At 47.7% G+C, this 20,788-nt stretch carries 19 protein-coding genes; 10 read left to right on the forward strand and 9 right to left on the reverse strand.

Features of this window, described 5'->3' with window-relative positions:
* Nucleotides 1-142: 142 nt before the first annotated feature.
* The 4 genes from J7439_RS03020 to J7439_RS03035 form a co-directional block, all read right to left on the reverse strand.
* Nucleotides 143-2,209: an F-box/WD repeat-containing protein gene (locus tag J7439_RS03020; protein WP_209200286.1), complete on the reverse strand. Its 2,067-nt coding sequence runs from the start codon at nucleotides 2,207-2,209 to the stop codon at nucleotides 143-145.
* 141 nt (nucleotides 2,210-2,350) lie between these two features.
* Nucleotides 2,351-3,535, reverse strand: a complete 1,185-nt coding sequence (locus J7439_RS03025) for an ABC transporter ATP-binding protein (RefSeq protein ID WP_209200287.1) — start codon at nucleotides 3,533-3,535, stop codon at nucleotides 2,351-2,353.
* On the reverse strand, nucleotides 3,532-5,169 hold the full coding sequence (locus J7439_RS03030) for an ABC transporter permease (protein ID WP_209200288.1): 1,638 nt from the start codon (nucleotides 5,167-5,169) through the stop codon (nucleotides 3,532-3,534). Before J7439_RS03030 ends, J7439_RS03025 begins: the two co-directional genes overlap by 4 nt.
* A gap of 16 nt (nucleotides 5,170-5,185) precedes the next feature.
* Nucleotides 5,186-6,196 carry a Fe(3+) ABC transporter substrate-binding protein gene (locus J7439_RS03035; protein ID WP_209200289.1) on the reverse strand — a complete coding sequence of 337 codons (1,011 nt, stop codon included), beginning with the start codon at nucleotides 6,194-6,196 and terminating at the stop codon, nucleotides 5,186-5,188.
* A gap of 78 nt (nucleotides 6,197-6,274) precedes the next feature.
* Between J7439_RS03035 and J7439_RS26260 the strand changes: the two genes are divergently transcribed.
* Nucleotides 6,275-6,409, forward strand: a complete 135-nt coding sequence (locus J7439_RS26260; protein ID WP_286198160.1) for a hypothetical protein — start codon at nucleotides 6,275-6,277, stop codon at nucleotides 6,407-6,409.
* Between the two features lie 459 nt (nucleotides 6,410-6,868).
* A complete protein-coding gene (gene mnmG / locus J7439_RS03040) occupies nucleotides 6,869-8,749 on the forward strand; it encodes a tRNA uridine-5-carboxymethylaminomethyl(34) synthesis enzyme MnmG (RefSeq protein WP_209200291.1) in 1,881 nt (626 codons plus the stop codon).
* Between the two features lie 54 nt (nucleotides 8,750-8,803).
* On the opposite strand, the gene J7439_RS03045 is transcribed toward mnmG, so the two are convergent.
* From J7439_RS03045 to J7439_RS03060, 4 genes are all read right to left on the reverse strand, one after another.
* On the reverse strand, nucleotides 8,804-9,097 hold the full coding sequence (locus tag J7439_RS03045) for an ArsR/SmtB family transcription factor (protein ID WP_209200293.1): 294 nt from the start codon (nucleotides 9,095-9,097) through the stop codon (nucleotides 8,804-8,806).
* Nucleotides 9,098-9,209: 112 nt separating this feature from the next.
* Nucleotides 9,210-9,800, reverse strand: coding sequence for a YhgN family NAAT transporter (locus tag J7439_RS03050; protein ID WP_209200294.1), 591 nt, complete (start codon nucleotides 9,798-9,800; stop codon nucleotides 9,210-9,212).
* A gap of 93 nt (nucleotides 9,801-9,893) precedes the next feature.
* Nucleotides 9,894-10,124: a hypothetical protein gene (locus J7439_RS03055; RefSeq protein ID WP_209200295.1), complete on the reverse strand. Its 231-nt coding sequence runs from the start codon at nucleotides 10,122-10,124 to the stop codon at nucleotides 9,894-9,896.
* 188 nt (nucleotides 10,125-10,312) lie between these two features.
* Nucleotides 10,313-10,882: a gamma carbonic anhydrase family protein gene (locus J7439_RS03060; RefSeq protein WP_209200462.1), complete on the reverse strand. Its 570-nt coding sequence runs from the start codon at nucleotides 10,880-10,882 to the stop codon at nucleotides 10,313-10,315.
* 140 nt (nucleotides 10,883-11,022) lie between these two features.
* Between J7439_RS03060 and prlC the strand changes: the two genes are divergently transcribed.
* From prlC to J7439_RS03080, 4 genes are all read left to right on the forward strand, one after another.
* Nucleotides 11,023-13,056: an oligopeptidase A gene (gene prlC / locus J7439_RS03065; protein WP_209200297.1), complete on the forward strand. Its 2,034-nt coding sequence runs from the start codon at nucleotides 11,023-11,025 to the stop codon at nucleotides 13,054-13,056.
* 142 nt (nucleotides 13,057-13,198) lie between these two features.
* Nucleotides 13,199-13,453, forward strand: a complete 255-nt coding sequence (locus J7439_RS03070; protein WP_101745358.1) for a YheV family putative zinc ribbon protein — start codon at nucleotides 13,199-13,201, stop codon at nucleotides 13,451-13,453.
* 239 nt (nucleotides 13,454-13,692) lie between these two features.
* Nucleotides 13,693-14,238 (forward strand): hypothetical protein, encoded by a 546-nt coding sequence (locus J7439_RS03075; protein WP_209200299.1) that lies wholly within the window; start codon nucleotides 13,693-13,695, stop codon nucleotides 14,236-14,238.
* The gene (locus J7439_RS03080; RefSeq protein WP_209200300.1) at nucleotides 14,235-14,501 is read left to right on the forward strand and encodes a hypothetical protein; all 267 of its coding nucleotides are present in this window, start codon (nucleotides 14,235-14,237) and stop codon (nucleotides 14,499-14,501) included. The genes J7439_RS03075 and J7439_RS03080 overlap by 4 nt, the downstream gene beginning before the upstream one ends.
* Before the next feature lie 183 nt (nucleotides 14,502-14,684).
* On the opposite strand, the gene J7439_RS03085 is transcribed toward J7439_RS03080, so the two are convergent.
* Nucleotides 14,685-15,335 carry a hypothetical protein gene (locus J7439_RS03085; protein ID WP_209200302.1) on the reverse strand — a complete coding sequence of 217 codons (651 nt, stop codon included), beginning with the start codon at nucleotides 15,333-15,335 and terminating at the stop codon, nucleotides 14,685-14,687.
* Nucleotides 15,336-15,907: 572 nt separating this feature from the next.
* On the opposite strand from J7439_RS03085, the gene J7439_RS03090 reads away from it, so the two are divergent.
* The 4 genes from J7439_RS03090 to coxB all read left to right on the forward strand — a co-directional run bounded on the left by J7439_RS03090 (nucleotide 15,908) and on the right by coxB (nucleotide 20,779).
* Nucleotides 15,908-16,813, forward strand: a complete 906-nt coding sequence (locus tag J7439_RS03090; protein ID WP_209200304.1) for a hypothetical protein — start codon at nucleotides 15,908-15,910, stop codon at nucleotides 16,811-16,813.
* A 61-nt stretch (nucleotides 16,814-16,874) separates the two neighbouring features.
* Entirely contained in the window at nucleotides 16,875-17,762 is an 888-nt protein-coding gene (locus tag J7439_RS03095; RefSeq protein WP_209200306.1) for a hypothetical protein, read from the forward strand.
* Nucleotides 17,763-17,929: 167 nt separating this feature from the next.
* On the forward strand, nucleotides 17,930-18,817 hold the full coding sequence (locus tag J7439_RS03100) for a hypothetical protein (protein WP_209200313.1): 888 nt from the start codon (nucleotides 17,930-17,932) through the stop codon (nucleotides 18,815-18,817).
* Between the two features lie 774 nt (nucleotides 18,818-19,591).
* Complete coding sequence (gene coxB / locus J7439_RS03105; protein ID WP_209200326.1) at nucleotides 19,592-20,779, forward strand: cytochrome c oxidase subunit II; 1,188 nt, start codon at nucleotides 19,592-19,594, stop codon at nucleotides 20,777-20,779.
* Nucleotides 20,780-20,788: the final 9 nt, after the last annotated feature.

The following is a 20,788-nucleotide window of genomic DNA, read 5'->3' on the forward strand; positions in this document are numbered from 1 at the left end:
TCTTTTTCCACCGGCCTCTATCTACAAGGTTGGGGGAATAGTCCTTTAAATTCAGATTAAAGAAGGGCATTCAATCTGATGTAAGAGGCTGTCTGAGAATGGACTGCACTATCGGGCAGCTGCTGCTACATTCATACGGTGGCTATTCTTGGTCAGCCTCCCGGGAACTCGGTAAATACATTCTTTGTTGCCTGTCAGGCTCCCGCTCTATCTGCCAAAAAGACAGGATTTTCTGGTCGCCATCTATAGAGGTGACCTGTATGGAGTGGCCGCAAGGACTGAATTTGAAGCTGTCAATGCAACCCTCCGCTTGCAGGCGGCCCTTTTCCTGCCAGATACCATTTGGGTTTATGCCCAGTACAACCAGGCAAGATTTGTTGTTGACATCAAGGCCGGCAAGCAGGTACCCACCGTGATTAAAAACAGGTTTACAGAGTCGTAAATCAGGGTCCGGGGTTTGCTGGACCCATTCACCGTCTTCCTTTTGTACCCGGATATCCAGCCTCCCCCGATCATCAGTACAAATAATCGAGTGTCCGTCCGGGCTGAGCTTCTGGGCAGTAAGAACAGCGGAGTTTTCATACCTGCGATTACCTCTCCTGTCACACGTATAAATAAAATTATGCTGGCAGTGCCACACTCCAGCCCCGTCCAATTGCCAGACCATTGCAGATCCCTCCTGAAACAGCACAAATACCGAGGAGTCAACATTGAATGTCACCATTGAATTAGGCAAAACCCTCCCGGACTTCTGGAAATAGTCATGATCTTTTATTTCCGCTATCCAAGCGTTGTTATCCGTTAAATGCCAGATATCAAAATTATCTTCGCTATGAACAACCAGATACCGACTATCGGGACTAAAGGTTACTTCCAGTGAAATACATTGGACGGGGTGGGGCTGATGTTTAGTGATTCTTATGGTTTCAGACCATCGACCGTTATCACCAAGACTAAAAACAACCACGAAGAAATCCTCTAAATGTATTTCCATGTCGTCGGAATCTTCCCCGGCATAATTGAAACATGCAGCAAAATGTTGACTGTCCGGACTGAATGCAATTGAGTCAAAACCTCCTGTATCCTCAATATCTATTCCTTTTTTTGTCAGAGCCGTTGTATACATGCTAAATTTCAGTGCCCCGTTGTCTAGCCAGCAGCCATCCTTTTGTTTTCTAAAGAATACGATATATTCATCAATATCTATGGCAATATGATTGCTGTCCGGGCTGAAATAAGTGTAACCCTGGGGGCAATCACCTTTGATTGTCCATTGACCATTCAATTCCCGACTTAAAATCTGTCTCCACGGGGAGTCTTCAGAATAAATCAGAGATTTGCCATCGGGTGAAACCTGATAAGATAAAGTAGTAACATCAATCCTTTGTTCATTACCAGCATCGGGAAAAAGCTCAGCGACAGTCATTTGCTGTGTTTCCCATAAGCCTTTCCCATCCCGATGAATAATCGACAGTAAAACGTCTTTAGCGCCATAGGTTTTAAAAACAAGTCTTTCAGAGGGGGGAGGATCAACAGGTAAAAAAAAAGTATCGCCAAGGTATCGATCAATGCTGTTAAAGGAATCGAAGAAACAGCGGACTTTAAGGGTGAATTCCATGCTCCAGTAACCATCACTTCCCACCGTCCAGATAGAATACTGAGAGCTGTGACGATCATTAATGAGCAGCTGACTGTGATTTTCATTGAGAAAGTAATGACTGATGTTATCTTCCCTGCCAAACGAGTTTAGCAGCACAAATTTAAGGGAGATGGCATTAATGGTTTCGTTGCGTAAATGATCAGCGTGATATGCACAGATTGCCGGCAAATCGTCAGTACAATAGGATTGTCCGGCAATGACTTGTATTGTTGATGTCCGCAGATGATGAATCAGTGGTTGGTTGGTAATACTCAGGTCCCGGTAAAACATCTGTTCATTCTTACTCAGATTCCCGTAGTACCGAACAACTTCAAATAATCCATATTCATTCAGGACCGTGTGCATTCTTCTGGAAACAAGTGCCAGATTACACGCGTCCTTAAGCGGTAAATAACCGGTAATTTTCAACAATAATTCCACCGGTAGCCAGGTAATACTCCACCTGTGGAAATGAGCTGATTGTTCAGGAATAACCGGATTCGTTTCACTCAGACAAGGTTTATCTGGTTTTTCCTGTGCAGGAGGCAATGGCAAGATAAACTCTCTCATCAGATCACTCCGGAAAAATCTGATTAAGAGGTTAGTCCAGAGATGTCATTTCTGAAATAATTCTCAGGACTTTAAACCTCGCTTCACCACTACAATAACGCAATGTCCAGCGTATTTTCGAAACTCTTAGCCTGACATCGGCTATGTCTGGGCGTCATGGTGTGGTTCTTCTTTTTGGCGTGCGTTCAGGCCATCAGCATCAAACAACACCAGATCATGGGGAATAATGTTCAGTTGAACGTTGGCATTCCCGGCTACCGGATTTGCATGCTCGGCCACCAGCTGATAGCTCCCCTGGCAACAGTCCAGATGAATCTCGCTGCGTATACTTTTTCCCATAAACTGCTGCCGGGTGATGGTTGCCTGTGGAAAAGTATCGGTAGAGGCCTGAGTCAGTGAGCCTTCAGATTTATCCACAGCCGAGAGGGCAACCATCTGTGGCCGGATAAATAACTCAAGACTTGTCCCTGCTTTTTCCACAGAGAGCGGTTGGGTGGATGCCACAACGCCTAACGGGGTGCTTACATGAAACTCATCTTCAATGGTGGCCGGCAGAACGTTTCCGGCACCCATAAAGTCGGCAATAAAACGGTTGTCAGGGGAGTGATAGATATCGAAGGCCGTCCCCTGCTGCATGATTCTGCCCTGCCCCATGACGGCAATGGTATCCGCAAAAGCAAAACCTTCTTCACGGCTGTGGGTCACAAACAGTCCGGCGACTTTTTGTTGCTTCAGGATATCCCGTATTTCCCTGACCAGATGCTGGCGGACCTGGCTGTCGATATTGGAAAACGGCTCATCCAGCAACAGAATGGAAGGCTCGTTGGCCAGTGCCCTGGCGATGGCCACCCGTTGTTGCTGTCCTCCGGACAGTTCGTGTGGATAGCGCTGGTCAAGACCATAAAGGTTCACCAGTTGCAGCATATCCTGAACCCGCTGCCTGACCTGTTCGGAGGTCTGTTTGTTCTGGCCGAAGGCACCCTTAAGTCCAAAACTGATGTTGTCAAACACCGTCAGGTGGGGAAACAGGGCATAATCCTGAAAGATCATGCCGATGCCCCGCTGCTCTGGCGGCATTACTCTGGCAGCAGAGCTGACTTCCCTGCCATGCAGCTCAATGGTGCCGGATACCGGTTGAATCAAACCGGCGATCGCTTTTAATAAGGTCGACTTACCACAGCCACTGCGACCCAGAAGGCAAACAATTTCACCATCCTCAATGGCCAGGTTTACCCCGGACAGGACCAGATGATCGGCAGTGGCGCTGCTTTTTCTGGCAGACCGATCATAAGCACAGGCAAGTTCAGTGATGTTCAGGGCACTCATTGCTGTTCCTGTCTCTCCAGAGAGCGATTAAGCATAATCAGGGGAACCAATCCTACCAGAACCAGCACCAATGCGGCAGGTGCCGCATATTCCAGCTGCTCATCAGAGACGTATTGGAATACCCGGGTGGCCAGTGTTTCAAAATTAAAGGGCCGCAGTAGCAGTGTGGCAGGCAGCTCTTTCATACCCTCAATAAATACCAGCAGCAGCCCTGCCAGCATGCCTTTACGAATTAACGGCAGATGCACACGCTTGACCATTTCCTGGGGGCTACATCCCAGGGTTCGGCTGGCCATATCCAGTGAAGGAGACACTCGCCCAAGACTGGACTCAACGCTGCCAACAGCAACGGCGGAGAAACGCACCACGTAGGCAAACACCAGGGTAATGGCAGAGCCGCTGAAAATAAGCCCAATCGGTGACTGGTGCCAGTGAATCAGCAGTTCGTTGAGCAAATTATCCGAGAGCGTCAGAGGGATCAGTACTCCAATGGCCAGAACATTGCCCGGCAGGGCATAACCGGTGGAGGCCAGGCGAGCAGGGATACGGGAAAAGCTCGTGCGCTGTAAACGCTGATAAACACCGAGGAACAAGGCTATAAAGCAGGCAATTGCAGCTGCGGAACCGGAAACCACCAGGCTGTTGATACCGTATTCAAACAGCGCACTGCTCCATGACTCGTCGAAATAGGCAATCAGGTACTCCACCAGCACCAGTGATGGCAACAAAAAGCCCAGAATAACCAACATCCAGCACCAGCCGATAGCCAGCCATTTTGACCAGCCGGAAAGCTCGATCAACTCCCGCTGCTCCTGTCCGGTATTTTTCTGGTAGAGCTGCTGTTTACGACGGCTGTATTTTTCCATGCTGATCAACAACATGACCACCAGCAACATCATGGCCGAGATTTTTGCCGCCGCATTCAGGCTGCCATAACCAAGCCAGGTGTCGTATACCGCCGTGGTTAATGTGGGCACGGAAAAATAGCTTACCGTGGCAAAATCACCCAGGGCTTCCATGCCCATAAGCGCCAGACCGGTAATGATGGCGGGACGGGCCATGGGCAGGGTTACCCGGAAAAAGCTGTGCAGTGGTGAGCAACCTAACAGTCGGCTGGCCAGGGTCTGGCTTTTCGATTGCTCAAGAAACGCGGTTCTTGCCAGCAGATACAGATAGGGATAAAGCACCAGGGCAAGCACAATAATTGCGCCGCCCAGGCTACGTATTTCCGGGAAGGAATAGTCTGCTGCTGACGTCCACCCCGTGAGCGCTCTGAGAAAACGCTGCACTGGTCCGGCAAATTCCAGCAGGTCGGTATAGATATAAGCAATAACGTAGGATGGCATGGCCAGTGGTAATACCAGTAACCACTGGAGTTGATCTCTTGCCGGAATCCGGGCATTGGCCATCACCCAGGCAGCAGGGATCGCCAGAACAGCCCCAAGTCCCCCTACCCCGAGAATCAGAAGAACACTGTTTACTATGTAGGTGGTTAGTACAGTATCCCAAAGATGATCAAATAACTCACCGGCAGGGGCGAGAGCCTCCAGGACCAGGGCGATAACAGGGGAAAAAAGTAAAAGGGCCAGCAGCCAGCTGCCAGCCCTCCAGTAGGTTGGTAAGTTGTGATTCATGTACTAATGACAAGATCTAAAGATCAAATTTTACTTCGTCCAGAAGACGTTGAGCCTTGGTTCGGTTGGCTGCAATGTCTGAAATAGGCAGTGGATCCGCCTTGAATTCTCCCCATGCAGCCACGGTGTCAGACACTGGAACTTTCGGGTTGACCGGATATTCCATATTGTCCCGGGCATAAATGGACTGAGCCTCTTCGCTGGCCAGGTACTCCATCAGCCTGAGGGCATTATCCTTATTCGGTGCATACTTTGCCATCACCATACCACTGATGTTGACATGGGAACCCACCGTCTTCTGGTTCGGGAAGTTAATATAAACGGCGTCAGCCCAGGCTTTCTGATCATCATTCTCCATCATCTTGCCAAAGTAGTAGCTGTTGCCCAGAGAGACATCACAAACCCCCTCTTTGATCGCTTTGACCTGGGCCCGGTCATTCCCCTGTGGGCGACGGGCCAGGTTGGCTTTTACCCCTTCCAGCCACAGTCTGGTTTGTGCTTCACCGTTATGGGCAATCATCGAGGCGACCAGGCCAATGTTGTAGGGGTGCTTGCCACTGCGAGTACAGATCTTGCCTTTGAACTTGCTGCTGGCCAAGTCTTCATAGTTGATATCAACGGGCTTGTCGCTGCGCTTGGAGCTGTAAATATTACGCACCCGCATGGTTAATGAGTACCACTGGTTATCCGGATCCCTTAAGTGCACAGGGATGTTCTCATTAATGGTTTTACTGTTCACGGGTTGCACCAGTTGGCGATCAACCAGGTCAAAAAGACTGATCATATCGGAAGTCAGTACGACATCTGCCGGACTGAATTTACCTTCCCGCTCAATACGCTCCTCCAGACCTTTCTTGGCAAACACCACGTTAACCTTGACGCCCGTTTCCTTTTCAAAGTCTTTCAGCATGGGCTCAATTAGAAAAGGCTGACGGTAAGAGTAGATATTGACCTCTTCGGCAGCCTGGGCCAGCAAAGAAGAACAGGAAATCGCAATAGCGGAAGTAATAGAGAGGAGTTTTTTCATAGCAGTCTGTAAACAAGAATTATTATCGTTTGCGAATTGTACTTATTTTCCCTGACTTCGCAACTGCTTTATTGCCCTGTGGATAAATTCAATGGCGATAAATCCACTGATTACCCGGTAGATCCCATAACCGCTGGCTGTCAGGCAAAGTACCCGGGCATTATGGAAATGTGGAAATATACACAGACAAGCTATGAACAACGCAGGGAATAACCCTTTGATAAAATTGCCCTGTGGATAAGGCCATTTTTTTCCACAGTTTAATGACAGGTTAACTAAACCTTACGCCCAACAATACAACAGGGTTGTTCAATCTATAAGATATTGAAAATAAAGATCTTTATCTGTTTATCCACAGATTTTATCAACACCAATATCAATAAAAAAAATAAGATAACATTAAGAAACAGCTATTCGCTGTTATTACTGTTGTTTACCTGGAAGAACTTCGTCGTTTGATAAGAAAAAAACAAACTTTTTGGGCAGATCTGCTGGCTGTGAGTAAAATTACGTGACCGGTTGCCACTCACGCCCGTTATGCAGGCTTTGTCATTGGGCTGGCACTGCGAAGTCTTCAGATCACGCTTATCCAATGATGGGTCACAGCACTGGCTAACCGGTGTATAATTGCTAGCCTTATCTTCTCTTGATATCAGGTGACAGACGTTGGCAGTGGATTTCCCAAAACAATTTGATGTGATTGTGATCGGTGGTGGTCATGCCGGTACGGAGGCCGCCCTGGCGGCAGCACGTATGGGCGTTAAAACATTGTTGTTGACCCATAACATCGAAACTCTGGGGATGATGTCCTGTAATCCGGCCATTGGCGGGATCGGTAAAAGTCATCTGGTCAAAGAGGTGGATGCCCTTGGCGGTGCCATGGCAACAGCGACGGATCTTGCCGGTATCCAGTTCCGGGTGCTCAATGGCAGAAAAGGTCCGGCGGTCAGGGCTACCCGGGCACAGGCTGACCGGGCGCTTTACAAGGCCGCGATTCGTTCGATTCTGGAAAACCAGGAGAACCTGTGGATATTTCAGCAGTCTGCGGATGATCTGGTGGTTGATGACAACACCAGCCAGGTTCGTGGTGTCGTAACCAACATGGGCGTTCGTTTTTTTGCCGCAAACGTTGTTCTGACCGCAGGTACTTTCCTGGGTGGTCGGATTCACATTGGTCTGGAAAACCACAGCGGTGGCCGGGCCGGTGATCCGCCATCCATTGCCCTGGCCAACCGGCTGAGAGAACTGCCTCTGGATGTTCGACGCCTGAAAACAGGGACGCCTGCCCGTATTGATGCCCGAAGTGTGGATTTTTCCGTGATGGAAGCACAACCGGGGGATACGCCGATGCCGGTGATGTCTTACCTTGGCACGGTTGAGCAGCACCCTGAACAGGTGTCCTGTTATATCACCCATACCAATGAGCGTACCCACGAGATCATCCGTGGAGGGCTGGATCGTTCACCCATGTTTACCGGGGTTATTGAAGGGATCGGTCCGAGGTATTGCCCATCCATTGAGGATAAAATTACCCGGTTTGCGGATAAAACCTCCCATCAGGTCTTTCTGGAGCCGGAAGGGTTATCCACCCATGAGCTGTATCCCAATGGCATCTCGACGAGTTTGCCCTTTGATGTGCAGATCAACCTGATCCAATCCATTCGAGGCTTGGAAAATGCCCATATTACCCGTCCCGGTTACGCCATTGAGTACGATTACTTTGACCCCAGAGGACTGAAGTACTCCCTGGAAACCAAGGCCATTGGAGGCTTGTTCTTTGCCGGTCAAATCAACGGGACCACCGGCTATGAAGAAGCGGCGGCACAGGGGCTGTTGGCGGGTATGAATGCGGCGCTCAGGGCGCAGGATAAAGAATCCTGGTGCCCACGTCGTGACGAAGCTTACATCGGTGTGCTGGTGGATGACCTGATTACCAATGGCACCAGTGAGCCCTACCGGATGTTTACCAGCCGGGCAGAATACCGGTTGATCCTGCGGGAAGATAACGCCGACCTGCGTCTGACCGAGAAAGGCCGAGAGCTGGGGCTGGTGGATGATCAACGGTGGATGGCATTCAGTGACAAGAAAGAACGTATTGAGAAGGAGTCTGAGCGCCTCAGGGCGGCGTTTGTCCATCCCGGTAATGATGCTGCCCGTACCCTGGAAAATAAGCTCAGCAAACCTTTAAGCCGTGAATACAGCCTTCTGGAACTGCTGCGTCGCCCGGAACTGACCTATAACGATGTGGCCGGACTGGTGGGAGACGCTGAAACCCATGATCAGGTCGCGGAACAGGTGGAGATACAGACCAAGTATCAGGGCTATATTGACCGTCAGACCGAAGAGATAGACCGTATGCGACGTTATGAGAACACACGCATACCACAGGCGCTGGACTACACATTGATCGAAGGGCTTTCCAACGAGCTGAAGCAAAAGCTGACTGATGCCCGTCCGGAGACACTGGGCCGCGCTTCCCGTATCCAGGGGATGACGCCTGCTGCTGTATCTCTATTGCTGGTTTATATGAAAAAGCGCTCTATGGCTGCTTAATGATCCAGTTACCAGTGCCTGATCCATCAGGCACTGGTAACTTACCCCACCTGATTACGTTGACTCATCCACACAACACTCCTCGCTGAGAAACCCCATGACCTCATTGAAGGTGGCGAACTGGGGAATGCAATACAGTGTCCTGCCATCCCGCTTCTGCTTAACCAGCCCCACAGAGACCAGGGCTGAAATATGGTGGGAAAGCGTTGAACCGGGAATGTCCAGCTCTTTTTGCAGGGCCCCCACCGGCACACCCTGATGGCCAGACCTGACCAGACGTTTGTAGATTCCAAGTCGTGAAGGGTGACCCAACTCTTTCAGAGCCTTGGCGCAGGTATCTAGATCCATGGTAGAAAACTTATGCGGCAAATAGTTCGATGATAGTGGAAATATGTTGAGTTTGTACAGGAACTGCTTCCGGTTTATTGATTGTTTTCAGGAAGCAGTCAGTAAGTATTTACTAAGCAGAATAGTGAGCAATACCATCCATAAACATCTGCACCGAGAGCATCACCAGGATCATCCCCATCAGCCGCTCAATGGCAAATATGCCCCGACTACCCAGTAGTTTCATAATTTTACCCGACATCATCAGAATGGCGGCGCTCAATGCCCAGGAGATAAAAACGGCCATGGCCAGTGGCCACTGATTTCCCGGATGCTGGCTGGAGACCAGCATCAGCGTTGCCAGAATGGATGGGCCAGCAATCAGGGGAATCGCCAGGGGAACAATAAATGGTTCACCGTCTGGCGTACTGCCCATGATGCCGCCCCCCCGGCTGGATGGGAAAATCATGCGAATGGCGATGATAAACAGGATAATCGCACCGGCAATACTCACCGATTCCTGCTTCAAATGCAGTGAGAGGAGCAGGTATTTTCCGGCAAAAAGAAAGATCAGAAGAATAACCAGGGCTATCAGCAGCTCTCTGATAAGAACCTTGCTACGCCTCTCTTCAGGTACCCCTTTCAGAATTGAGATAAAGACGGGCATATTGCCCAAAGGATCCATGATCAGGAATAGCAGTATTACGGTTGAATAAATGTCCATGTAGAAAAGGCCAGCTGTGTTTATCAGGGCGCGCTTATAACACATTCACCAGAGGCATAGATAGGCCTCCGGTGTGATATGCAGCGCAATAAATCAGCCTAAGACTCTTTGGCGGGCAAGGATAGTCAGTAGACGGGAATCGTTGCTCCTGCCATCACCATTGCCATCAAGATCAATGATTTCTTCCAACTGGAGCTTGGTGTGGTGCAAATCGGCGGCTTTCCTGGCTTCCCTTAATTGAGCGTCGTCTAATGCCGCATCGGCTATCTCGGCTTGTCTATAGATAGGGTTGTTTTCCTGGCTCACATTGTAAAGTTGGCTCATATTAAATTCCTTTTCTCAGTGCTTGAAAACAGTCATAGCTTGTATTGATAAATTCAGATTAGTTATGACCAGTCTGAGCGTCATTTCTACTTTAGTCATAAGGATGATTAAAAAATGCAGGGAGAGTAATTAACGTTATGATTTTTAAGTGGTATTAAGGACTGGCTCAAGGGCTGGATTCAGCCCTTCTACTGTTTATCAAGAGCCTGTTTATCAAGAGCCTGATTTTCAAGATAGCTATCTTTCAGCTTGACATAGTTCCCAGCGGTGTATTGGAAGAAACTGCGTTCTTTTTCCGACAGTTCCCGTGTTTTTTGGGCCGGGTTTCCCTTGTAGACAAAGCCACTCTCAAGACGCTTGCCAGGCGGTACCAGACAACCGGCTGCGACAATGACTTCCTCTTCCACCACGGCACCATCCAGAATAATGGCACCAATACCAATCAGACACCGGTTATTGATGGTACAACCATGCAAAACCGCTTTATGCCCTACCGTTACATCATCACCAATGGTCAATGGATGGCCATCCGGGTTGTAATCACTGGCATGGGTAATGTGCAGAACGGAACCGTCCTGTATGCTGGTTCTGTCGCCAATACGGATTGAATGCATATCGCCACGAATCACCGCCGTTGGCCATACAGAGCTGTCATTCCCGATCGTGACATCGCCAAGCACAACTGAACTCTCGTCGATATAGACCCTTTCGCCAAGAACTGGCATTTTATGATTGAAGCTTCGGATGGCTTGACTCATTGAGCAGGGCTCCTCTGGTGTTTCTGCCTCAGTGGATGCAAATAATGGGTAGTGCATTGACCGGATTCTGCTTGAATTCACCGGGTGACGCACCCATCTATTACCAATAATTACCATGAAAAAGTATAGAGAGCTGTCTTATGACTAACCCGCTACTGGAATCCAGTGAACTTCCCCCATTTTCCAAAATTCTGCCTGAACATGTAAAACCCGCCATTGAATCCATTATTGCTGATAATGAAAAGGCACTTGCCGCGCTACTGGCTTCCGGTGCCGGTACTGGATGGCACTCTTTGCAGGAGCCTCTGGATCAGTTAGATGACCGGTTGGGGCAGGCATGGTCACCGGTTGGCCATATGAACGCGGTGGTCAACAGTGAAGCACTGCGGGACGCTTACAATGACTGTTTGCCATTGCTATCTGAATACTCTACCCGTCTTGGCCAGAATCGTCAGTTGTTTGAGGCTTACCAGTCCCTGGCTGATTCTGAAGAATTTAACCAGCTGGACAGCGCACAGCAGAAAGTGATTAACGATAACCTCAGGGATTTTCGTTTAGCCGGTGTTGCCCTGGAAGATGAGCAGAAAGCCCGTTACGGCGAGATCAAAAAGCAGCTGTCGGAACTGACCAGCAAATTCTCTGACAATGTTCTGGACGCCACCATGGCCTGGAGCAAGCTGATTACTGATGAATCAGAGCTGGCCGGATTACCCGAGTCTGCCTTGGCCGGGGCAAAGCAGCTGGCCGAGTCAAAAGAGAAAGCCGGCTGGTTGTTAAATCTGGATTTTCCAAGCTACTTTCCGGTGATGACCTATTGCGATAACCGGGAACTCAGGAAAGAGGTTTACACCGCCTTCTCTACCCGCGCCTCTGACCAGGGGCCCAATGCCGGGGAGTTTGATAACACGGACAACATCAGGCAGATCCTGAAACTACGCCATGAACTGGCCCTGTTACTGGGCTTTGAGAACTACGCTGAATACTCCCTGGCCACCAAGATGGCGGAGTCTCCGGATAAAGTCATTGAGTTTCTGCAAGACCTGGCGGCAAAAAGCAAGCCTCAGGCGGAGCAGGAGCTGGCGGAACTGAAAGCGTTTGCCAAAGCAGAGTACGGCGTTGAAGACCTTGAAGCCTGGGATGTTGGCTATTATGGCGAGAAACTCCGGCAGCAGCGCTACGCCATTTCCCAGGAAGAACTGCGCCCATGGTTCCCGGCGGAAAAAGCCATTGCCGGAATGTTTGACGTGGTCAATCGACTCTATGGCGTTGAATTTGCCACTTTGGATAATGTGGATACCTGGCATAAAGATGTTCGCTTTTTCAACATCACCAGAAAAGGCGAGGTGATCGGTCGCTTTTACCTGGACCTTTATGCCAGGGAGCATAAGCGTGGCGGTGCCTGGATGGATGTCTGCCGTTCCCGCTGGAAACAGGATGGCAAGTTACAACTGCCGGTGGCCTACCTGACCTGTAACTTCACACCGCCGGTGGGCGATAAACCAGCACTGTTAACCCACGACGAAGTGGTGACCCTGTTCCATGAGTTTGGTCATGGTTTGCACCACATGCTGACCAAAGTGGATTATGCGGCGATTTCCGGCATCAGTGGCGTTGCCTGGGATGCTGTCGAACTGCCCAGTCAGTTTATGGAGAACTGGTGCTGGGAGAAGGAAGGGCTGGCCATTATCTCCGGTCATTTTGAAACCGGCGAGTCGCTGCCGGAAGCGATGCTGAATAAATTGCTGGCGGCAAAAAACTTCCAGTCTGCCATGATGATGGTCAGACAGCTGGAGTTTTCACTCTTTGACTTCAAACTGCACAAGGAATATCGGGATAACATCGATGTTCAGTCCGTGCTTGATCAGGTGCGCAAGCAGGTCGCAGTGGTGATGCCGCCATCTTTCAACCGTTTTCAGAACAGCTTCAGCCATATCTTTGCCGGTGGTTATGCTGCGGGCTATTACAGCTATAAATGGGCCGAGGTATTATCCGCTGACGCGTTTTCACGCTTTGAGGAAGAAGGAATTTTTAACCGGGAAACCGGTGAGTCCTTCCTCCATGAGGTGCTTGAAAAAGGCGGTTCTGCTGAACCTATGGAGCTGTTTGTCAACTTCCGCGGCCGAGCGCCAGAGATTGATGCGCTGCTGCGACACAGCGGTATTCAAACAGCTTAATGGCTTGGGCTTTGCAGTTATTTTGCCCCAACCATGATAAGTTTTGCCGTTAACTGACGGCTATTTGAAATAAATACGCAGCAGAGAGCTTGAGGTGCTTTCTGTTGCGTATAACTGTCACATCAGTCAGGGATTAAGAGCCATGAAAACCAAGCGCTTTATTGCAGGAGCGGTATGTCCTTCCTGCGGCACAATGGATTCAGTTCGAATGTTCCGCAGTGAGACTGAGCGGGATTACCGGGAATGCGTGGAATGCGGCTTCAGTGATGAGATGGAAGTGAACCCGAGGCTGGAGGGGAATTTGCCAGAGGCCCGTATTGCCCGGGAAGAGAGCATTCTGGAAGATCATACCGACATCATTCGATTTGTTGATGATCCACCTGTAAAAAAGCAGTGAGGGTACATTAATGATGGTCTACCTTACTGTGTGAAATAATCGGATTTTGAAAACCAACCAGAGCTGCCCGGCAACAACCGGGGGAAAGTTCAGTTTATATGTTACCACCAGCACCGGTATCCGTGAGTCCTGAAGAAGCGCTGTGTTTACAGGCCTCCCGGCAGTGTTTCAATCTTGAGAAGAAATGCTGCACGTTTCGTGGGCTTCAGGTCACAAGGTTAGACGTTTTCAGAAGCCTGATGCTGGTAGTAGAACATACCTCAGTGGGTGCAGCTGTTGGGGCCATTGCAGGCTGTGTTTCTGGTGGTATTGCCGGGGCTATAGCTGGTGGTATGGCAGGAGCCGTAGTAGGCGGTATGGCTGGTGGTGCAACAAGTTCAGTGGTTGTTCATTCGGGTAATGGAAATACAGCATTAATGCGTGGCATTAACGGTGTTCTGGGAGGAGGCATTGGAGGTGGAGTGGGTTTTTTCCTGGAAGGTGACCTGGGAATAGAAGTAGCTGCAAAAGGTGCGATAGATGGTGCTATTTTTGGAGGCCTTGTTGGTTCAACCTTAGGCTTACTTACAGGCATCAAAATTGTAAAAAACAATTTCTTTATCAGGAACAGAGTTGTAGAGAGATCAGACCCCGTGGTTCGGCTATCCGGTACTGACGAGCTTGATCAAATACAGGTACCTTCCGGAGTTACAACTCCCATTCCCAGTGAATCAGTCCGATCGACAATGATTGATATTGCAAACGAAGAACTCAGTTGTTGTCAGGATACCGGGACCGTAGAGTGATTATCAGTATTGAAGAAACAGATCTTACTGTTTTTGCCTTCAATTTCCATGTGGTTATAAATCTGATTGTCGCTACCACACTGCCCACTGGTCAGATGGCAGGTAAAATTGCCAAGCAATGGGGTAACTGTATAAGCAAAGGCAAAAACAGAAGCATTAAAGATTGTACTGGCCGCGAGGTTCACACAATCACTGGCAGTCAATTGATTTTGCTGGAATTTCCGATAGCTGCTGCACACATCAAAAAGAGCTTTACCAACTGATAACGCCATCAGGGTATGTCCGGCAAAAGAGGCAGTGTTTGCGCTGCGTTGACACATGAGCATTCAGGGATAATGACAAACCGGAGAGACTGTATTCACTGTTTAAAACTCCTGCCTATAAATTTTCTGATTAATACTCCTTTTGACAGTGAAATAAAATTAAAGTTCATCAGGCTGACGGATTCAGGCCGAAGCAGTAAATTTAAGCTCAATACCCAGGTTATTGGAAAGGCAGTTCCAGCGTGACCAGATCCTGATCCACTCCTCAGCACTGCGATCATGGATAAACTCCCTGAATTTCTCTTCATGATAAATGGCTTGCGAGCGCATCATCTGATCCACCGTTTTATCCACAATCACATCCAGCGCATTGGCAAACTTTTCCCCCAATATTGAATGAACAATCAGGTTCGCCCAGGTCATATTCATGGGGATGAGCGTTGATCCGGTTTTTACAAGATATTGGTCGTTTACTTCTTCAATAAGCCGATGGGCAAAATAGGCTTTATCAAGCAATAAATCGAGCCCGGAGACGGGTTGGTCCCGGGTCTTGGCCGCCATAAAGTTTTCTTCAGCAATATCCAGAAATGGTGAGATAAACCGGTGAATACCCACTTGCCGTGAGGCTTCATTAAGCGCTTCCAGAAAGTCCGGCACATGGTCAATATAATCCATCGTAAAGATCAGCAATGTCTCACAGGCATTGTCATCAGGCAGCTCAATCGTACGATGTAATTGTTCAATCCGATCACTGATAAGCTTTTGCAGATATCTGCTTTGCGCTTCCAGCTCTTTGACCTGAATGATTAACTGTCGGATTGCCTGTACATCCATATTGACCCCCTGTGTTCATCCATTCGTGCCAGCAGGAATGACTGGCAATGGCTGTCTGGTAGATGTTTAAAAAACCATAGTACCAACCATAAAACAAGAGATGTTAAATATTCCTTTTTCATATATTTCAATATTTTTATAAATAAAAAATTACATAAAAAACACTGCAAAATAAGGGTTTTTCTAAATTTTGGAATCTGTTGTGCAGTCAAAAAAATGGCACACAATATATGCCATGCCAGCTTTTCCCAGAGGCATCTCAGGGGTGTCTGGAATCTAATAATTGGGTGCTTTACTACGGAAATTCTCAAAAGATCGGCTGGGTGTAAAAGCTTCACACCAGCCTCGCAGATAAGCGGGGCTGCGCAGTTGCTTTTGTGGTAAGGAGTGTTAGTGCAGAGCTTGCAGTATTTCCTGAAGGCTCAGGATGATCAATAGAAAAATGCTTCAACAAGCGGGAACTATCTGTTGTTAAATTAATCCAATGATCGCGAAACGATAAGCGAGGGAGTTCGTCAATTTTGTCTGACTGTAATCTATGGCCTCAAATTAACTAAAGGGTCTGTAGAGCTATGCCTCCGTTAGCAAATTCCAATGCTCAGCCAATACCTTTACCACCGTCTGAACCAGAGGTCAGTGAAGTTGCTATGGCAACTGCATTCAATAGCAACGTTCAGATAACAGCCTCCTGTTCACGGCAACTGCCTGATTCCGGGGAGCGTCCAGAGCACTCGCTGGATGAACAACAAATTACTGCTGTTAAGCCTGGTGGCGTAAAAACAGAGCTTGGCATATCACCGACGAAGTTTCAGGAAAATGATATATTGCTGGTTTACCCGAAAGGTTTTTCTAACTACCCAAGCTTGGATTTTCACGTAAATCCCGGAAAACTGAAAGATGCTCTTAGACGGCATATCCATGACATATTGGATTATCGTTGGGTATGTGATCAGATCGAAGATGAACCCACCCGGGAAGAAGAACAGTCATTAGCGGATTCAATATTAACAAGGTTGCCTGCAGCGTTATATGAGTTCCTGAACAAAGACTGGTCTGGTAGAGACTGGTTTGTCCCCGAGGAGTTTCAAGCTCTGGCGAAGTTCCACTTTGCATTCATTTTTTTCAATGAAGACGATCTTATGGATTACGAGGTATGTGAAGAACAAGGTTGGGAATACCCAAGTTACGGGTACGAAAAGTGCAGTGAATTTAAAAAATTTTTGATAAAGGAGTGCTTGCCTCTGCGCAAAGGCTGGAGCGAAGACGAAGTGCAGTATATTGAGGAGTGGCTGAAACGCGAATTGGGAAGTTTTCAGAAGTATCCTGACCGAGATCGCGAGAAGCGCTACTATTGTCATTATGGCCAATTAAAAGCTGGTTGTGTGCCAATCTGCGACAATAGTTACTGCATGCATGAAAAACAGGCTGCATATAATCGCATTAAAAACCTTGAGAGCCAGTTGGAAAAATTGTCATAGACTGCCACTGGTTTGCCGAAAAAGTGGTGTCTTTGAGCCAAACTAGAGGAAATAAGTACTTATGTATTCATCAGTAAATTTTCCTGTTCGGCCACATTTACCTCTGGTCAAATCAGACAGCCCTCAAGCTATTGCATCTGCTGAGTCGAATGGTAAAGTTCAGGAGATTCCTGCCTCTTTACACCATCTTCCTGATTCCACAGAGTGCCCAGAGCGCCCACTGGATAAACGTCAAATAACTACTCAAACGTCTTGTGTCGTGAAAGCAGGGCCTGAACAACCACCGACAAAGTTTCAGGAAAATGATTTATTACTCGTTTATCCTTGTAATTCTGTGAGGAGAGTCACAACACCCACTCTTGATTTGAAGATCAATCCAGAAGAACTTAAAAACAGGCTTGATTATCACATAACTGGATTTTTGAGAGAACGTTGGATAAGTGGAAAGAGAAAAGGTCTTGCTACTCAGGAGGAAAAAAAATCACTGGCTGATTCAATATTAGCAAGGTTGCCTGCAGAACTAACTGAGTTCCTGAACAAAGACTGGTCCGATAAAGAGTGGTTTGCTCCCGATGAGTATCAAGCCTTGGCGAGGTTCCACAGCGCAATTATTTTGCTTGAAGATGAAGATTTGGAATACCGGAGTGAAAAAGAGGAAGATGAATTTAACGAATTTTTTAGAAAGGAGTGCTTACCCTTGCGTACTGGCTGGAGCGAGGACGAAGAAGACGAAATAGAACTAGAACTCACTCAGCATTGGTTGAATGAGGAACTGAAGCGGTGTCAGGATTATCCTGAAGCTGAACGGATGAACGAATACATTAAAACGTGCCATTATGGTATATTCAAAGCCGACTGTGTGACGGTTTGTGATGAATGCATTTACCGTATTACTGAAAACTGGAAATCATACGGACGCATTAAAATGCTGATGAGTCAGGGTGAATGATTGCTGTAACTGATGATTAAAGATGGCAAGTCTCTGGTCACTGCCGGATCGACAGAAATAAATTAATCCACCCGTTCGGATAAATCGATAGAATCCGATTATCAAATTAAAGGATATGAATTGCTATGCCTCCGTTAGCAAGTTCCACTGTTCCGCCCCCTGTACTTATGCCCGAATCAGACAATTGTCCAATTATTGCCACTGGTGGATCCAATGGGTCAGTTTATGAGGCTCCTGCCTGTGCACGCTATATTCCCAATCAACAGGTCTGCGCAGGAAGTCCAGAGCAGTCGGTGGATGAACATCTGATCACTGCTCTAACGTCTTGTGCCGTAAAAATAAAGCCAGAACAACCTAAGGTAAAGTTTCAGGAAAATGATTTATTACTTGTTTATCCCTGTAATTCTCACCTCGGACGCGCTCCCGGTCTCGATTTGGAGATCAACCCGGAAAAACTTAAAAACAGGCTTGAATTTAACATAACTGAATTTTTGAGAAAACGATGGATAGACGGAAAGAGAGAAGATGGCCCTACTGAGGATGAAACAAAGTCACTGGCTGATTCAATATTAGCAAAGTTGCCTGCAGAACTGACTGAGTTCCTGAACAAAGACTGGTCTGGTAAAGAGTTGTTCGCTCCCGAAGAGTATCAGGCACTGGCCCGGTTCCACAGTGCAATGATCCTGGCTAAACATGAGCGTATTAATTATTTGTGGGCATTCGTGAATGACGAAGAGTGTGAAGACGTTAACGACTTTATTGTTAAAAATAATATTCCCCTGAGCATTCTCTGGAGCAAAGACGACGAAGAATTTCACGAATTTTTTAACAAGGAGTGCATGCCCCTGCGTGATGGCTGGAGCCTGGATGAAATAAAGATTATAAGGTATTGGCTGAAAAGGGAGCTGAGTAAACCCATTAAAACGTGCCACTATGGCATATTAAAAGCCGGTTGTGTAACGGTCTGCGACAACTGTCAATACAGTGTTATTGAAAACTGGGAAATGTATGAGCGCTTCAAAATGTTTATGAGACAGAAGGAGAAAATGTCGTAACACAGTCATTTTTGCAGGTGGCTTAACGTTTGATTCCATAAGATCCCAAAGAGGCAACGTCGAACCCTGTTTATAAAGGGTGATAGAGCCTGGTTAGACTTACTGCTTCTCTGATTTTTGCAGAGGGGATTGCCTTTAGTTACAACAGAATGTCTTGGTCATAATTTTTTGCACCATAGAACCTGAATAAAATATTGTTTAATTACAGCCCTTTACAGGCGTGATATAGGAAATGTCAGAAATCTATTAAACGACATTTATAGTATTTTAAAATTGGCGATTTCATTTTCTTTCAGCATGTTGTTTAATGGTTTTTTAGAACTATACTCTATAACGATTATTGTCAGACCTAGAGTGTTCTGCTTTGAATGATTTGCTATAGCATTTTATGGCGTGAGGTGTTGGATTTGCAGTTATGTGTTTGTTAAGCAGTTTGTTTTGGTCTCAATACTGATTGCATATCTGCTCTTGAATAGATGTAGTGGGGTTTTTCAGATCAGATAATTATAAGTAATCTCGCTTCCTCTCAATAAACCATCTGTGGTTTACCTGCGTAAATGACACAAACGGGCTTTATCATGGGGTGGAGACGATGAACGTTGGTAACAACACAAGACCATTGGAAAGGTCAGTATCGTGACACAGGCAACCGGACGAAAAACTGCTCCGTTGGCAGTCGCACCTCTGAGAAGTAAAGCAGCACAACAAATCTGCACAATAATAATAAGAAGTTTCCGCTGCGATCAGCGGATAGTCAGGGGATGTAAGGGAATAATGATGCAGCAGGCGAAATCTCTCTTTCTTCTTCTTGCGGGACTGGTTGTAACGGGTAGTAGCCGTGCTGCATGGGAAGTCAATATGACCGAAGGTGTGACGGCGGTCAGCCGGAATATCTACGGACTCCACATGACCATATTGATGATCTGTGTCGTGATCGGCCTGATTGTCTTTGGCGTCATGTTTTATTCCATTTTCAAGCACCGTAAATCCAAGGGCGCAGTAGCTCACCAGTTCCATGAAAGCACACTGGTTGAGATTGTATGGACATCCATTCCTTTTCTGATACTGGTGCTGATGGCCATTCCGGCGACCAAAACGCTGGTGGAAATCTACAATACTGACGAGGCCGATATTGATATCAAAATTACCGGCTATCAATGGAAGTGGCAGTATGAGTATGTCGGAGAAGATGTCTCTTTTTTCAGTAACCTAAGTACACCCCGGGAACAGATCCGGAATGTTCGGGACAAGAACCCCAACTATCTTCTTGAAGTGGATGAGCCGCTGGTGATTCCTGTGGATAAAAAGGTTCGCTTTCTGGTGACCGCTGCTGACGTTATTCATTCCTGGTGGGTGCCTGCCCTGGCAGTCAAGCGTGACGCCATTCCCGGATTTATCAACGAAGCCTGGACCAATATTGAAGTACCCGGTACTTACCGTGGGCAGTGTGCCGAACTGTGTGGTAAGGATCATGGCTATATGCCCATTGTGGTTGAGGCCAAGTCTCAGGAAGACTATGACGCCTGGCTGCAGGCGAAAAAAACCGCAGCGGGCAAAGAGCGTGAGTTGACCGATAAAACATGGACCATGGCGGAATTGATGGACAGAGGTGAGCAAGCCTACACCAAGGCTTGCGCTGTATGTCACCAGCCCAACGGTGCCGGCATGCCGCCGATCTTCCCGGCGCTGAAAGGCAGCCCGATGGCCACTGAAGCGGATCAGATCGGAGCACATGTCGATATCGTTATGAATGGTAAAAAGGGGTCGGCAATGCAGGCCTTTGCCGGCCAGTTAAGTGAGGTGGACCTTGCTGCCGTGATCACCTATGAGCGGAATGCCTGGGGCAATGACACCGGTGAAATGGTGACCCCTAAAGAGATTGTGGAGTACAAGAAAACTGGCGAATACGTAGAAGATCCAGCCAAGCAGACCATGCCAGATAACCAGCAGGCGAGCCTGTAAGGAGAGTAG

The sequence above is a fragment of the Salinisphaera sp. G21_0 genome, assembly GCF_017744115.1.
Lineage (GTDB): Bacteria > Pseudomonadota > Gammaproteobacteria > Pseudomonadales > Endozoicomonadaceae > Endozoicomonas.